The sequence below is a fragment of the Stenotrophomonas sp. PAMC25021 genome (assembly GCF_004795795.1).
Classification (GTDB): Bacteria; Pseudomonadota; Gammaproteobacteria; order Xanthomonadales; family Xanthomonadaceae; genus Stenotrophomonas; species Stenotrophomonas muris.
The window spans coordinates 4,293,834-4,309,194 of the sequence record NZ_CP039255.1; the positions used below are offsets into that span (position 1 = coordinate 4,293,834).

General features: G+C 68.0%; 8 protein-coding genes. 7 read left to right on the plus strand and 1 reads right to left on the minus strand.

What is annotated here, in order from left to right; all coding sequences use genetic code 11:
* Positions 1-31: 31 nt before the first annotated feature.
* Together E5790_RS19915 and E5790_RS19920 are read left to right on the plus strand one after the other, a co-directional pair.
* Positions 32-1,441, plus strand: coding sequence for a sugar porter family MFS transporter (locus tag E5790_RS19915; protein WP_046430740.1), 1,410 nt, complete (start codon positions 32-34; stop codon positions 1,439-1,441).
* Entirely contained in the window at positions 1,438-3,996 is a 2,559-nt protein-coding gene (locus E5790_RS19920; RefSeq protein ID WP_111205717.1) for an exo 1,3/1,4-beta-D-glucan glucohydrolase, read from the plus strand. The genes E5790_RS19915 and E5790_RS19920 overlap by 4 nt, the downstream gene beginning before the upstream one ends.
* Before the next feature lie 67 nt (positions 3,997-4,063).
* Here the strand turns inward: E5790_RS19920 and E5790_RS19925 are convergent, their stop codons facing one another.
* Positions 4,064-5,122: a LacI family DNA-binding transcriptional regulator gene (locus E5790_RS19925; protein ID WP_014647205.1), complete on the minus strand. Its 1,059-nt coding sequence runs from the start codon at positions 5,120-5,122 to the stop codon at positions 4,064-4,066.
* A gap of 107 nt (positions 5,123-5,229) precedes the next feature.
* On the opposite strand from E5790_RS19925, the gene E5790_RS19930 reads away from it, so the two are divergent.
* From E5790_RS19930 to E5790_RS19950, 5 genes are read left to right on the plus strand one after another with little or no spacing between them, the layout of a single operon-like run.
* Positions 5,230-7,389: an alpha-glucuronidase family glycosyl hydrolase gene (locus E5790_RS19930; protein ID WP_281727728.1), complete on the plus strand. Its 2,160-nt coding sequence runs from the start codon at positions 5,230-5,232 to the stop codon at positions 7,387-7,389.
* Positions 7,386-9,374: a sialate O-acetylesterase gene (locus tag E5790_RS19935; RefSeq protein WP_111205719.1), complete on the plus strand. Its 1,989-nt coding sequence runs from the start codon at positions 7,386-7,388 to the stop codon at positions 9,372-9,374. Before E5790_RS19930 ends, E5790_RS19935 begins: the two co-directional genes overlap by 4 nt.
* A 53-nt stretch (positions 9,375-9,427) precedes the next feature.
* Positions 9,428-11,122: a glycoside hydrolase family 43 protein gene (locus tag E5790_RS19940; protein ID WP_111205720.1), complete on the plus strand. Its 1,695-nt coding sequence runs from the start codon at positions 9,428-9,430 to the stop codon at positions 11,120-11,122.
* Positions 11,119-13,812: a glycoside hydrolase family 3 protein gene (locus E5790_RS19945; protein WP_111205721.1), complete on the plus strand. Its 2,694-nt coding sequence runs from the start codon at positions 11,119-11,121 to the stop codon at positions 13,810-13,812. The genes E5790_RS19940 and E5790_RS19945 overlap by 4 nt, the downstream gene beginning before the upstream one ends.
* A gap of 59 nt (positions 13,813-13,871) precedes the next feature.
* The gene (locus E5790_RS19950) at positions 13,872-15,356 is read left to right on the plus strand and encodes an MFS transporter (protein WP_014647200.1); all 1,485 of its coding nucleotides are present in this window, start codon (positions 13,872-13,874) and stop codon (positions 15,354-15,356) included.
* Positions 15,357-15,361: the final 5 nt, after the last annotated feature.

A 15,361-nucleotide genomic window follows, 5' to 3' on the forward strand; every position in this document is an offset into this window, starting at 1 on the left:
GCGCGGCAACGGTGCACTCGAGGGGACGGGAATGAACCAGGCAGCAGGCAGCGGTGAGAACACCCGGCTGATCGTACTGATCAGCGTGGTAGCGACGATTGGCGGTTTTCTGTTCGGCTTCGACAGCGGCGTGATCAACGGCACCCAGGACGGCCTGCACCAGGCGTTCCGGTCCGGTGAATGGATGCAGGGGTTCGAGATCGCGTCGATGCTGCTGGGCTGTGCGGTGGGCGCGTTCAGTGCCGGCCGCCTGGCCGACCGCCTCGGCCGTCGCAACGTGCTGATCCTGTCGGCGGTGATGTTCCTGCTGTCGGCACTCGGTGCCGGGGCGGCGGCCTCGTCGGGCTGGTTCATTGCGGCGCGGGTGGTGGGTGGGTTCGCGGTAGGCGCGGCGAGCGTGATCTCGCCGGCCTACATTGCCGAGGTCGCTCCGGCCCGCTATCGCGGCCGCCTGGCCACGGTGCAGCAGATCGCGATCATCACCGGGCTCACCGCTGCCTTCCTGTCCAACTACCTGCTGGCGGCCGCAGCGGGCGCGTCGACCGAGCCGCTGTGGGCCGGGCAGGCTGCCTGGCGCTGGATGTTCTGGATGCAGGCCGCGCCATCGCTGGTGTTCCTGCTGCTGTTGCTGACCATTCCTGAGAGCCCGCGCTACCTGGTGGTCAAGCGGCGCAAGGACGACGCGCTGCGCGTGCTGACCCGGCTGCTCGGCAACGACAAGGCCCGCGCCACGCTCGAAGAGATCGATGCCTCGCTGTCCAACGACCACCATCGCCCGCGCCTGTCCGATCTGAAGAGCCGGGCGACCGGGCGGATCCGCCCGATTGTGTGGGTCGGCGTCGGGCTGGCCTGCTTCCAGCAGCTGGTCGGCATCAACGTGGTGTTCTATTACGGCGCCGTGCTGTGGCAGGCGGTCGGCTTTTCCGAAAACGACGCGCTGCTGATCAACGTGCTGTCCGGCGCGCTGAGCATCGGTGCCTGCGTGGTCACGGTGCTGCTGATCGACCGGATCGGCCGCAAGCCCCTGCTGTGGTTCGGCTCGGCCGGGATGTCGCTGTCGCTTGCACTGGTGGTGGTCGCGTTTGCAAGTGGTTCACTGGCCGACGGGCATCTGCAGCTACCCGGGCGCATGGGCACGCTGGCGCTGGTGGCGGCCAATGCCTATGTCGTGTTCTTCAACCTGTCGTGGGGGCCGGTGATGTGGGTGATGCTGGGCGAGATGTTCCCGAACCAGATCCGCGGTTCGGCACTGGCGGTCGCCGGCGCAGCGCAATGGACCTCCAACTTCGTGGTCACGGTGACGTTCCCGATGCTGCTGGCCGCGGCAGGGCTGGCGGCCACCTACGGCATCTACCTGGTGGCGGCGATCATCTCGGTGATTTTCGTGGTCCGGCATGTGCACGAGACCAAGGGCAAGGAACTGGAGCAGATGGAAGGATGAGCGCCATGACATCGCAGACCTCCGTATCCCGCAGCGGCGTGCTGGTCGCCGTGCTGACGCTGGCGTTGCTGGGCTGCCACGGCCAGGACCGGCCCGCCGCCACTGCGGGAGCCGCCAGCGACCCGTGGCCGCAGGTCACCTGGCCACTGGCCGCGGATCCTGCGCTGGAGAAGCGGATCACCGACCTGATGGCCGGCATGACGGTGGAGGAAAAGGTCGGCCAGCTCGTGCAGGGCGACATTGCCAGCCTCACCCCCGATGACGTGCGGCGCTACCGCCTTGGTTCGATCCTGGCCGGTGGCAATTCCGACCCCGGTGGCCGCTACGATGCGTCGCCAGCCGAGTGGCTGGCGCTGGCAGACGCCTTCTACGACGCCTCCATGGACACGTCGAAAGGCGGCAAGGCCATTCCGCTGCTGTTCGGCATCGATGCCGTGCATGGGCAGAGCAACATCATTGGCGCCACGTTGTTCCCGCACAACATCGGGCTGGGCGCCACACGCAATCCGGAGCTGCTGCGGCAGATCGGTGGCATCACCGCGCTGGAAACCCGCGTCACCGGCATGGAGTGGACGTTCGCACCGACCGTTGCGGTACCCCAGGATGATCGCTGGGGCCGCAGCTACGAGGGCTACTCGGAATCGCCCGAGGTGGTGGCCAGCTATGCCGGCGCCATGGTGGAGGGATTGCAGGGCAGGGTGGGAACACCGGAGTTCCTCGATGGCCGCCATGTGATCGCCTCGGTGAAGCACTTTCTCGGTGATGGCGGGACCACCGACGGCAAGGACCAGGGCGACACCCGCATCAGTGAGCCGGACCTGGTGCGCATCCACGCCGCCGGATACCCGCCGGCCATCGCCGCCGGCGCGCAGACCGCGATGGCATCGTTCAACAGCGTCAACGGTGAAAAGATGCACGGGCACCGGCACTACCTCACCGATGTGCTCAAGGGACGCATGAACTTCGGTGGCTTCGTGGTGGGCGACTGGAATGGTCATGGCCAGGTCAAGGGCTGCACCACCACGGACTGCCCGGCCACGATCAACGCGGGCCTGGACATGGCGATGGCCTCGGACAGCTGGAAAGGCTTCTACGAGACGACGCTGGCTGCGGTGAAGGACGGCCGGATAACGCCTCAGCGCCTGGACGATGCGGTGCACCGGATCCTGCGGGTCAAGTTCCGCCTGGGGTTGTTCGAGGCCGGCAGGCCGTCCACGCGGGCCGTTGGCGGGCAGTTCGCACTGATCGGCGCGCCGGCACATCGCGCGGTGGCCCGGCAGGCCGTGCGCGAATCGCTGGTCCTGCTGAAGAACCAGAACGGCGTCCTGCCGCTGTCGCCGAAGCAGCGGATCCTCGTGGCCGGCGACGGCGCCAACGATGTCGGCAAGCAGGCCGGTGGCTGGACGCTCAACTGGCAGGGCACCGGCACCACGCGCAAGGACTTCCCCAATGCGGACTCCATCTACGAGGGCATCGCGCGCCAGGCCAGGGCGGCCGGTGGTGAAGCCGTGCTTGCCGTTGACGGTCGCTATGCAGTGAAACCCGACGTGGCGGTGGTGGTGTTTGGCGAAGACCCCTATGCCGAGTTCCAGGGGGACCGGCCCACCTTGGCCTACAAGCCGGGCAACGAAACGGATCTGGCGCTGCTCAAGCGACTCAAGGCCGATGGCATACCGGTCGTCGCGGTCTTCCTGAGCGGGCGGCCGCTCTGGGTGAACCGGGAAATCAATGCCGCCGATGCCTTCGTGGCCGCGTGGCTGCCGGGCTCGGAAGGCGCCGGCATTGCCGATGTACTGCTGCGCGGAAGCGATGGCGGGGTGCAGCACGATTTCAAGGGCAAGCTCAGTTTCAGCTGGCCGCGCACCGCCACCCAGTACGCCAACAACGTCGGCCAGAAGGACTACGATCCGTTGTTTGCGTTCGGCTTCGGCCTGACCTACGCCGACAACGGCGACCTGGCCGCGCTGCCGGAGGCATCGGGCGTGACCGGCAACGAGGGCGCGACCGGCGTGTTCTTCGCGCGCGGTGATGCAGGCCCCGGCATGGCGCTGCGCCTTGAGCAGGCCGCAGGCCAGGGCCTGACCGTGACCCGCGTGCCGGACGCGTTGCCCGATGATCGGCTGAAGATCACCGGCGTGGATCATCTGGCGCAGGAGGATGGGCGACGCCTGGCCTGGTCGGGCAAGGGCGAGGCCGTTGCTGCACTGCAGTCGCACACGGCGCTGGACCTGCAGCGCGAATCCAACGGTGACCTGATGCTGCTGACCACGCTGCGCGTGGACGCTGCGCCGGAGGGTGAGGCGTGGCTGTCGGTCGGTTGCGGCGTGGGCTGCTCGGCACGCATCGCCATCGGGCCGTCGCTGGCGGCCCTTCCACAAGGCCAGTGGAAGCGCGTTGGCGTGCCGCTGAAGTGCCTGGCCAAGGCGGGTGCAAAGCTGGACGCGATCGACCGACCGTGGTCGGTGGTGACGGCCGATGCGATGACGATCTCCGTGTCACGCGTCGCGCTGGGCGCACTGAACGAAGCCGAGGTCGCCCTTGGATGCGGCGCATGATTGCTGCCGGCCTGACCGGCACCCTGCCGCCTACTGCGCAGGCGCAGGCATGAGGGCGGGGCCTTCGCTACCGGCGCGTGGGCGGTGCGGCTACCGAACCGCGTGCGATCAGCCGATGCGGCATCACATGTTCGCGCAGCACCGTTGCGTCCCCCGCAGGCCGGCGGATGGTGCGCAGCAGGATGTCGATGGCCGCGTTGGCCATCGAGGCGATGGGCTGGTGGATCGTGGTCAGTTCCGGCCACACGGTGGTGGCGGCCGAGGTGTCATCGAAACCCACCACCGACAGGTCGCGTGGCACTTCCAGCCCGCGCCGATGCGCCACGGAGATGGCGGCGGCGCCCATGTCGTCGTTGCTGGCGAAAATCGCGGTCGGTGGCCGGCGCTGGGACAGCAGCTTCTCGGCCGCTGCCAGGCCGGACCGGTAGGTGTAGTCACCGTGCTGGACCAGGCCGGGCTCCACCGCCAGCCCGGCCTCGCGCAGGGCGGTGACGAAGCCGTCGTAGCGGAGCGCACTTGCGCTCAGGTCATCGCGCCCACGGATGAAACCGATGCGGGTGTGTCCCTGCCGGAGCAGGTGATCGGTCATTTCCCTGCCCGCACTGAAATCGTCGATGCGGACGCAGGACAGGGCCTCGCTCAGGCGACCCGATGCGATGGCCACCACCGGAATGCCAGCCTTGACCAGTTCGCTTACGGCGGCCTGCGATTCGCACAGCGGCGGCGGCAGGATCACGCCGTCGACGCGTCCGGCGAGCGCACGCGCCGCCCTGCGTTCGGATTCGGCATCCAGGTTGTCCCAGTAGTCGATGACCAGCTGGATGGCGGAACTGGAGGCGACGCGCAGCAGGCCCACCAGCAGTTCGCGCAGGTAGGCGCCGCTGGGGTTGGTGTAGATCAGCGCAATGCGCGTGTGCTGTGCAGCGGCCAGCGAACTGGCGGCAAGATTGGGCGTATAGCCCAGCTCACGCACGGCGCGCAGCACGCGCTCGCGGGTGACGTCGCGCACCTTGCCCTGGTTGATTACCCGCGACACGGTCATCGGCGAAACGCCGGCAAGGGCCGCAACCTCGTCGATCGTCACGCCTGCGGTTCTGCGGCGAACCGATTTCTTCGGCTTGTCCAATGCACGATCCCTTTGTTCTTGGTGGCGCTGCCGCGCGGGTGCGAAGGACGATGATGCGCTGCCCCGGGCCCGGACGTAGTCTACAAAGGCGCATGTTAACGCCGTTGTTGCGCGCTGTCGGCACGCAGCTGTGGGCCCTGCTCGTGCTGCTGGCCTGTGTTGGCGGGGCACGGGCGGAGGATGGCTATGCGCTGTGGATGCGCTACCAGCCGGTTGCCGCAACGGTCGCTGCCGATTACCGCCGGCAACTGGCCGAAGTGGTGGCCCCGGATCGCACGCCGATGCAGCGCGCCACCCGCGACGAGCTTGCGCGCAGCCTCCCTGGATTGCTGGGAGCGGCGCCGCCAATGCGAACGGCAATCAGTACCGAGCGTGCCCTGGTGCTGGGCACGCCGCAATCTTCGACACTCGTCGCCGCGTACGGCAACGAGATCGCCACGTTGGGCAACGAGGGGTTCCTGATCCGGCGGGTCCGGATCGAGGGGCGCGATGTGCTGCTTGTGGCGGCACGCCAGGATGTCGGCGTGCTGTATGGCATGTTCCATCTGCTGCGCCTGCTGCAGCGTGGCACCCCGCTGCAGGCGCTGGATGTGCGTGAGTCGCCGCAGGTCGCACTGCGTGTGCTCAACCATTGGGACAACCTGGATCGTTACGTCGAGCGTGGCTATGCGGGCAGCTCGCTGTGGGACTGGCAGACGTTGCCGCAGTGGCGTGACCCGCGTTACACCGACTACGCCCGTGCCAACGCCTCGCTCGGCATCAACGGCACCGTCCTCAACAACGTCAATGCCAGTGCGCTGAGCCTGTCGCCGGCCTATCTGGCCAAGGCCGCCGCGCTGGCCGACCTGTTCCGGCCCTATGGCATCCGGGTCTACCTGAGCGCGCGCTTCAGTGCGCCCATCGAGCTTGGCGGCCTGGCAACGGCTGATCCGCTGGATCCGGCTGTGCGGCGCTGGTGGCGCGACAAGGTCGATGAGATCCATGCGCGCATTCCGGATTTCGGCGGTTTCCTGGTCAAGGCGAACTCGGAGGGGCAACCCGGCCCGCAGGATTACGGTCGTTCCCATGCCGACGGCGCCAACCTGCTGGCCGAGGCACTGGCGCCCTACAACGGCGTAGTGATGTGGCGCGCCTTCGTGTACTCGCACCAGGTTCCCGAAGATCGCGCCAAGCAGGCGTACAGCGAGTTTGTCGGGCTGGACGGTGCCTTCCGCCCCAACGTGATCGTGCAGGTGAAGAACGGTCCCATCGACTTCCAGCCGCGCGAGCCGTTCCATCCGCTGTTCGGCGCCATGCCACGCACGCCGCTGATGATGGAACTGCAGATCACCAAGGAGTACCTGGGTTTTGCGACGCACCTGGTGTACCTGGGAACGCTTTACGAAGAAGTGCTGCAGGCCGACACCCATGCACGTGGCGAGGGCTCCACGGTCGCCCGCGTGGTCGACGGCTCGTTGGAAGGTCATGCACTGACCGGCATCGCCGGCGTTGCGAACATTGGCGTAGACCGCACCTGGAGCGGCTCGCATTTCGACCAGGCCAACTGGTACGCGTTCGGGCGACTGGCATGGAATCCGCAGCAGTCCGCGCGCGGCATTGCCGAGGACTGGGCCGCGCTGACCTTCTCGCCCGACCCGCAGGTGACCGGCCCGATCGTGCGGATGATGATGGACTCGCGCGAGGCGGCAGTGGACTACATGACGCCGCTCGGGTTGCATCACCTCATGGCACGCGGCCATCACTACGGTCCCGGCCCCTGGGTGGACGGCGGCCCGCGTGCGGACTGGACGTCGGTCTACTACCACCGTGCAGACCGCAACGGCATCGGTTTTGACCGCAGCGCAAGCGGAAGCAACGCCGTGGGGCAGTACTTCCCGCCGGTTGCCGGGGTTTATGGCGATCCGGCGCGGGTGCCCGAGTCGCTGCTGCTGTGGTTCCATCACGTGCCGTGGGACCGCCGCATGCGCTCGGGCAGGACGCTGTGGGACGAACTGGTCGGGCGCTATTCGCGGGGTGTGCGCCAGGTGCAGTCGATGCAGGCGACCTGGGCGGGCCTGCGCGATCGGATCGATCCGCAGCGGCACCAGCAGGTGGCGGCGTTCCTGCAGATCCAGCGCGAGGAAGCGCAGTGGTGGCGCGATGCCAGTGTGGCGTACTTCCAGTCAGTCAGCGGCCGACCGCTGCCGGCGGGAGAACGGCCACCGCCACAGCCGTTGTCGTACTACCAGGCGTTGCAGTTTCCTTTCGCACCCGGAGATGGACGATGAACCGGTTCGGATGGTCCGCGCGCGCGGCGGCGTTGATGGTGCTGGCGTGGCTTGCCGCACCGGTGGCGGCCGGCGAAACGACGGGTTTGCTGCACCCGCTGTTCCAGGACCATGCGGTCCTGCAGCGCGACCGGCCGATCACCGTCTGGGGCCAGGCAAGCCCTGGGCAGGCGGTATCGGCCACCTTCGCGGGCCAGGCGGTGGCCACACAGGCCGATAGGGCAGGCCGCTGGCAGGCCATGTTCCCCGCCATCGCCGCAGGCGGCCCGTACACCCTCGAGGCAACCGCCGGGACCCGGCGTGAGACGGCGCGGGATCTTCTGGTCGGCGACGTCTGGTTGTGCGCGGGGCAGTCGAACATGGAGCTGCCGGTCTGGCGCTCGCTCAACGCAGCCAGCGAGATCGCCTCGGCCACGCTGCCACGGATCCGGCTGTTCAGCGTGCCGCAGGACGCGGCCGTGCAGGCGCAGGAGAGCTTCAAGGGTGACCCTGGATGGACGCGGGCAACGCCCGATTCGGTGCGCGGTTTCTCTGCAGCCTGCTTCTATTTCGCCCGCGAACTGCAGCGCACGGTTACCGTACCGATGGGGTTGATCCAAGCAGCGTGGGGCGGCTCGCGGATCGAGGCCTGGACCAGTACCGATGCCCTGCGCGGGCAAGGTGGCATGGACGAGGCCCTCGATATTCTCGCGCGCTCTGCCCGTGATCCGCTGGAGGCACGCGTAGCCTGGGGCCGCCACTGGCAGCACTGGTGGGAGACGCGCGAAGGGGCGCTGCCGGGCGACGCACCTTGGCGCGCGGATACCGATGACCGCGCATGGTCGCACGCACCGGCCACACTGGGCGCATGGGAGCGGTGGAACGAGCCCGCGCTTGCCGATTACAACGGCATGGTCTGGTATCGCACGCAGGTGGTGCTGAGCGCTGAACAGGCTGCACGCGGCGCGACCCTGGAGCTGGCATCGGCCGACGAGGTGGACGTGACCTGGGTGAACGGGGTCGCCGTCGGCAGCCAGTACGGCGCCGGCCAGAGGCGCTATCCGTTGCCGAGTGGCCTGTTGAAGGCGGGATCCAACAGCATTGCGGTCAACGTGCTGGACACCTACGGCGAAGGCGGCCTGGCCGGCCCCTCAACGGCATACGGCCTGCAGTTCGACAACGGCGAGCGCGTGGCACTGCAGGGCCTCTGGAAATACCGGGTGGCGGCGGGCCAGCAGGCGCCGCCTTTCGCGCCATGGCAGGCCGCCACCGGGCTGTCGACGCTGTACAACGGGATGATCGCACCGCTCGGGGGCTTCGGGCTGCGCGGCATGCTCTGGTATCAAGGTGAATCGAACACCAGCGATGGTGCGGCGTATGCGATGCGGTTGCGTGCGCTGCGCGAGGACTGGCGGCGGCAGTTCGGTGCGCGCACGCCACTGCTGCTGGTGCAGCTGGCCGGCTACGGCCAGCCGCCGGTGGTGCCCGCCGCCAGCGGTTGGGCGCAGGTGCGTGAGGCGCAGCGGCGCGTCGCCGCCGAGGATGCGCGGAGCGGGCTCGCCATTGCCATCGACATCGGCGACGCCTACGACATCCATCCGCCGAACAAGCAGGAGCTCGGGCGCCGCCTGGCGCGCGTGGCGCGCCACGTGGTGTACGGCAAGCAGGACGTGGCGCCGTCGGGTCCGCGAGCGGTAACGGCCGTGCGGACGCCCGCTGGCGTGGCCATTGCGTTCGAGGATGTCGAAGGCGTGCTCACCGCGACCGGCGCGCTGCGTCCGATTGGTTTTGAACTGTGCGGGACCAGGGGTGATACCCGCCACTGCGACTACGGCGACGCCGAACTGGATGGGCGCCGGATCCTGCTGCGCGGCCCGCTGTCGACGCACGCAACGCATGTCCGCTATTGCTGGGCCGATGGCCCGGTGTGCACGCTACGCGACCGCAGCGGGGCACCGGCAGGCCCGTTCGAACTTCCCATTGCCGAAGCCGAGACGCGACGATGATGACGTTGTCCAAGCAGTCCCCTCCGGTCCGCGACAGGGCCGGCCTGAGGTCGATGGCGCGCCACCTGCTGGCGGCGGCACTCCTGCTGTCGGCCGCAACCAGCCCGGCCAGCGCGCCGCCGGACGCACCGCCGGTGTACTTCGACTGGTTCGAATACCGCGGCAACGACGCGGCCTTCGACACGCCGCTGCCGGCCGGCCACTACCGCAATCCGGTGCTGGCCGGCTTCCATGCCGATCCCAGCATCGTGAGCGCGAACGGCCGGTTCTACCTGGTCAATTCCAGCTTCACCTATTTCCCGGGCATTCCGGTGTTCGAGAGTGCCGACCTGGTTCACTGGAAGCAGATCGGCAACGTGATCGACCGCGCCACGCAGCTGGATTTCGACGGACTGAGCGTCTCGCGCGGCATCTTCGCGCCCACCATCGAATACCACGATGGGGTCTTCTACGTGGTGACCACGGCCACCGACAGTGGCGGCAACTTCATTGCCACCGCGCGCGACCCGGCCGGTCCGTGGTCCGATCCGCACTGGCTGCCCGGCATCGATGGCATCGATCCATCACTGTTCTTCGATGACGACGGCAAGGTGTACCTGGTCAACAACGATGCACCGCCCGGCCCGCCGCGCTACGACGGGCACCGCGCCATCTGGATGCAGCAGATCGATCTGGCTGCCTTCAAGCCGGTCGGGCCGCGCCGGGTGCTGGTCGACGCGGGCGTGGAGCCGGCGAAGAACCCGATCTGGATCGAAGGACCCCACATCTACAAGCGCCAGGGCTGGTATTACCTGTCCGATGCCGAAGGGGGCACCGGGCCGCAGCACTCCCAGGTGGTGCTGCGCAGCCGCGCCGTGTGGGGCCCGTATGACCCCTACGCGGGCAATCCGATCCTGACCCAGCGCGAGCTGCCCGACGACCGACCGCTACCGATCACCAATGCCGGCCATGCCGACCTGGTCGAAGGCCCGGACGGTTCGTGGTGGGCGGTGTTCCTGGCCAGCCGCAACTATCAGACGCGGCACTACAACACCGGGCGCGAGACCTATCTGCTGCCGGTGCGCTGGCAGGACGGCTGGCCACGGATCCTGCCGGCCGACCAGCCCATCCCCTACGTGGTCAAGGCGCCGTCGTGGATGCAGGGCGAGGCATCCCAGGCCCCCTCGACCGGCAACTTCGTCGAGCGCGACAACTTCGATGGACCGAGGCTCGATCGCCAGTGGCTGCGCGTGCGGGTGCCCAAGCACGCCTGGGCCGACCTGGCCACGCGCCCGGGAATGCTGGCCGTGCACCCGCTTGCCGAGGATCTGGACACGCTGCGCAATCCCGCGTTCCTTGGCCGACGCCAGCAGCACCTGCGCTTCGAGGCGAGCGCCGCGATGAGCCGGCCGGGGCCTGGCGTGGCGGCCGGCCTGGCGGCGTTCCAGAGCGAGGCGTACTGGTACTTCCTTGGCGTTCGCAGCCTTCCGGACGAGCGACTTTCGCTCTTCCTGGAAGTTCGTGATGGCGGTGGCAGTACGCGCATCGTGGCGACCCGCGAGGTGCGGGCACCGGACGCGTTGCGCCTGAAGATCGACGGCAACGAGGGCGACTACGCGTTCTCGTTCGATACCGGCGACGGGCAGGGCTGGCAACTGCTTGCAGGCAAGGTGGATGGCACCGTTCTGAGCACGGACCGGGCGGGCGGCTTCGTAGGCGCACTGCTGGGTCCCTTCGCGCGCGATGAGCGCACCGGGAGAAGCAAATGAGGCTGTCGCTGTCGTCCAACGCCCGTCGCCGCACGTTGCGCCGCGGGCTCACTGTGTTCGTTCTGACCTGCATCGCGGCGGCCGCATCCGCAGCCGCGCCGCGGCCCTGGCTGGACGTTTCGGCCAGCTTCGAGCAACGGGCTGCCTCACTCGTCGCGCAGATGACGCTGGAAGAGAAAGCCGCGCAGATGCAGAACGCCGCGCCGGCAATCGAACGCCTGGGTGTGCCCGCCTACGACTGGTGGAATGAGGGACTGCATGGCGTGGCACGGGCAGGGCAGGCCACGGTCTTTCCGCAGGCGATCGGCCTGGCCGCGACCTTCGATGTGCCGTTGATGGGGCAGGTGGCCACGACGATCAGCGATGAGGCCCGCGCAAAGCACCACCAGTTCCTCCGCGAAGGCGCGCACGGCCGTTACCAGGGGCTGACCTTCTGGTCGCCGAACGTCAACATCTTCCGCGACCCGCGCTGGGGCCGCGGACAGGAAACCTATGGCGAGGACCCGTACCTCACCGCGCGCATGGGCGTGGCCTTCGTACGTGGCCTGCAGGGCGACGACCCCGTCTACCGCAAGCTGGACGCCACCGCCAAGCATCTGGCCGTGCACAGCGGGCCGGAGGCCGACCGCCATCACTTCGATGCACGGCCCAGCCGGCGCGACCTGTATGACACCTACCTGCCGGCATTCGAGGCGCTGGTCAAGGAGGGCGACGTCGATGCTGTGATGGGCGCCTACAACCGCGTGTACGGCGAGTCCGCCAGTGCCAGCCGTTTCCTGCTGCGCGATGTGCTGCGACGCGACTGGGGCTTCAAGGGCTACGTGGTCTCGGACTGCTGGGCCATCGTCGACATCTGGAAGCACCACCATATCGTGACCACGCGCGAAGCCGCTGCGGCGCTGGCGGTCAGGAATGGCACCGAGCTGGAATGCGGCCAGGAGTACGCCACGCTTCCGTCGGCCGTGCGTCAGGGTTTGATCAGCGAAGCGGAGATCGACGATGCGGTGACCCGTCTGTTCACCGCACGGATGCGCCTGGGCATGTTCGACCCGCCGGAGCGGGTGCGCTGGGCGCGCATTCCGGCCTCGGTGAACCAGGCCCCGGCACATGATGCGCTGGCGCTCAAGGCCGCGCAGGCGTCGCTGGTGCTGCTGAAGAACGACGGCATCCTGCCGCTGTCACGCGACATCAAGCGCATTGCCGTGGTCGGACCCACTGCCGACGACACCATGGCGCTGCTCGGCAACTACTTCGGCACACCGGCCGCGCCGGTCACGATCCTGCAGGGCATACGCGAGGCGGCCAAGGGCGTCGAGGTTCGCTATGCCCGCGGCGTGGACCTGGTGGAGGGCCGCGACGATCCCGGTGCCACGCCGTTGATCGAGCCGACCTTCCTGCGGCCTTCGGCGGACTCGCCCGAGCGTGGCCTGCGTGGCGAGTACTTCCGCACGCCCGACCTGTCCGGTACGCCGGCCCTGGTGCGTACCGACGCGCAGATCGGCTTCCGCTGGGACCGCGGCTCGCCGACCGACAACCTGCTGGCACGCGGCGAAGCGGCACCGGGGCAGGGGATCCCGAACGACCGCTTCAGCATCCGCTGGAGCGGCCAACTGCTGCCACCCGTGTCCGGCCGCTACCGGCTGGAGGTGGCCGGCGACGATGGCTACCGCCTGTACCTGGACGGGAAGCGCGTGATCGATCACTGGGTGAACACAGATCGCCTGCATGCCGAGGGCATCGAACTGGAGCTGCAGGCCGGGCGTGCCTACGCGATGACGCTGGAGTACTACGACGACGAGCGCGATGCCGGCGTGCGCCTGGGCTGGCGCATGCCCGGCGCCAAGGCGCCGTTCGATGAAGCGCTCGATGCCGCACGCGAAGCCGATGTGGTGGTGTTCGTCGGTGGCCTTACCGGCGATGTCGAAGGCGAGGAAATGACGGTCAACTATCCAGGCTTTGCCGGTGGCGACCGTACCGACCTGCGGTTGCCCGCGCCGCAGCGCACCCTGCTGGAGGCCCTGCACGCTACCGGCAAGCCGGTGGTGATGGTGCTCACCGGCGGCTCGGCCATTGCCGTGGACTGGGCGCAGTCGCATCTGCCGGCGATCCTGATGAGCTGGTACCCCGGGCAGCGCGGCGGCACCGCCGTCGGCCAGGCGCTGTTCGGCGACATCAATCCCGCCGGCCGGTTGCCAGTGACGTTCTACAAGGCCAGCGAAGCGTTGCCGGCATTCGACGACTACGCCATGGAGGGCCGCACCTATCGCTACTTCCGCGGCACGCCGCTTTATCCGTTCGGTCACGGCCTGTCGTATACGCGGTTCGACTATGGAACGCTCCGCCTCGATGCAGCCAGGCTCCGGGCCGATGGCCGCCTGGGCATTGCGGTCGATGTGACCAACGCAGGCACGCGCAGCGGTGACGAAGTGGTGCAGCTGTACGTGCGGCGCGAGCACGCTGGCAGCGGCGATGCCGTGCAGGAGCTGCGTGGCTTCCAGCGGATCCATCTGGCCCCGGGCGAACACCGCACGGTGACGTTCACCCTGGAGGCAGCGCAGGCCCTGCGCCACTATGACGAAGCGCGCGCCGCGTATGAGGTGCGGCCCGGTGCCTACGAGGTCAGGGTGGGGGCGTCCAGTGCCGATGCACGCGCGCAGGGCAGGTTCACGGTGGTGTCCGCGCATGACTGATCGCTCTCGCCGGCATCGATTTCCCTCCGCCCAGATCCCTTTTCCAGGACGTCCGCTGCATGGCAAGCACTGAACACGCGCTATCGGTACGCGAGAAGCTCGGCTACAGCCTGGGCGATCTCGCCGCCAACCTGATCTTCCAGACCCTGATCACCTACCTGGCGTTCTTCTACACCGACGTCTACCGCCTGCCAGCTGCGACCGCGGCCACGATCATCTTCGTGGTGGGCCTGCTGGGTGCGTTCGTGTTCACGCCGTTGATCGGCATCGCGGCTGACCGGACGTCCACCCGTTGGGGCCGCTTCCGGCCGTGGATCCTGTGGACGGCCATTCCCTTTGGCGTACTGTCCCTGCTGGCGTTCAGCACGCCGGACCTGGGCGAGCGCGGAAAGGTGATCTATGCACTGGCCACCTACGCGCTGCTGGTGTGCGTGTACGCAGCGAACAACCTGCCGTACTCGGCGCTGAGCGGCGTGCTGACCGGCAGCATGGCCCAGCGCAACAGCCTTTCGGCCTACCGCTTCGTGGCCGTGATGATCGCGCAGTTCATCATCCAGGTGCTGCTGATGCCGCTGGTGCTGATCCTGGGTGACGGCGACCGGGTGCGCGGCTTCGAGCAGGTCATGACCGCATTCGCCATCATCGGCACGGCGTTCTTCCTGATCACGTTCGCCACCACCCGCGAACGCATCGTGCCGACGCGCGAACAGACCGGCGGCATAGTGCAGGACCTGTCGGACCTGCTGCACAACCGCCCGTGGCAGGTGATGCTGGCCCTGACCGTGCTGGTGTTCATCAACCTGGCATTGAAGGGCGGTACCTACATCTATTACTTCCAGTACTACATGAGTGAAGCGGCGCTGGCCGGCTTCCTTGAAAACTCGGGGTTCAACGGCTTGGTCAGCGCGTTGAATGCTGCGCTGGCCAGCGCCGGCTTCGCGGCGTTCACCTGGCCGAAGGACGCGGCCACCTCGGCGTTCAGCCTGTTCAACGCGTGCGGCATCCTCTGCATGATCCTGGGTATCGGCGCATCGCGACGGTTGGCGGACCGCTTCGGCAAGCGCGACGTCTTCGGTGGCGCCCTGTTTGTCTCGACCCTGTTCCTGCTTGCCTTCTACCTGTTTCCACCCACGGCGGTGGCGGTGGCGTTCGGCGCCTTCATGCTGCATGGCTTCTGCTACGGCATCACCATCCCGTTGCTGTGGGCGATGATCGCCGACGTCGCGGACTATTCGGAGTGGAAGAACCATCGGCGGGCAACCGCGATCATCTTCTCGGCGATGCTGTGCGGGCTGAAGATCGGCCTCAGCGTGGGCGGCGCGCTGGTCGCCGCGATCCTCGCCCACTACGGCTACCAGGCCGGCCTGGCGCAGCAGCCTGAGGCCGTGGTGCAGGGCATCCGCCTGACAGTAAGCGTCTACTGCTCCCTTCCTTTCCTGCTCGCCGTGGCGCTGCTGGTCTTCTACAGGATCGACAAGCGCACCGAAACCCGCATCGAGCAGGACCTCCACCTGCGTCGCCGTTCCGCCGACGCCTCCGTGTAACTCCA

Excerpts from the sequence above, each read along its gene's own strand:
- E5790_RS19920 (WP_111205717.1), top strand. The coding sequence starts at position 1,438 with ATGAGCGCCATGACATCGCAGACCTCCGTATCCCGCAGCGGCGTGCTG.
- E5790_RS19935 (WP_111205719.1), top strand. The coding sequence starts at position 7,386 with ATGAACCGGTTCGGATGGTCCGCGCGCGCGGCGGCGTTGATGGTGCTG.
- E5790_RS19950 (WP_014647200.1), top strand. The coding sequence starts at position 13,872 with ATGGCAAGCACTGAACACGCGCTATCGGTACGCGAGAAGCTCGGCTAC.
- E5790_RS19945 (WP_111205721.1), top strand. The coding sequence starts at position 11,119 with ATGAGGCTGTCGCTGTCGTCCAACGCCCGTCGCCGCACGTTGCGCCGC.
- E5790_RS19940 (WP_111205720.1), top strand. The coding sequence starts at position 9,428 with ATGGCGCGCCACCTGCTGGCGGCGGCACTCCTGCTGTCGGCCGCAACC.
- E5790_RS19915 (WP_046430740.1), top strand. The coding sequence starts at position 32 with ATGAACCAGGCAGCAGGCAGCGGTGAGAACACCCGGCTGATCGTACTG.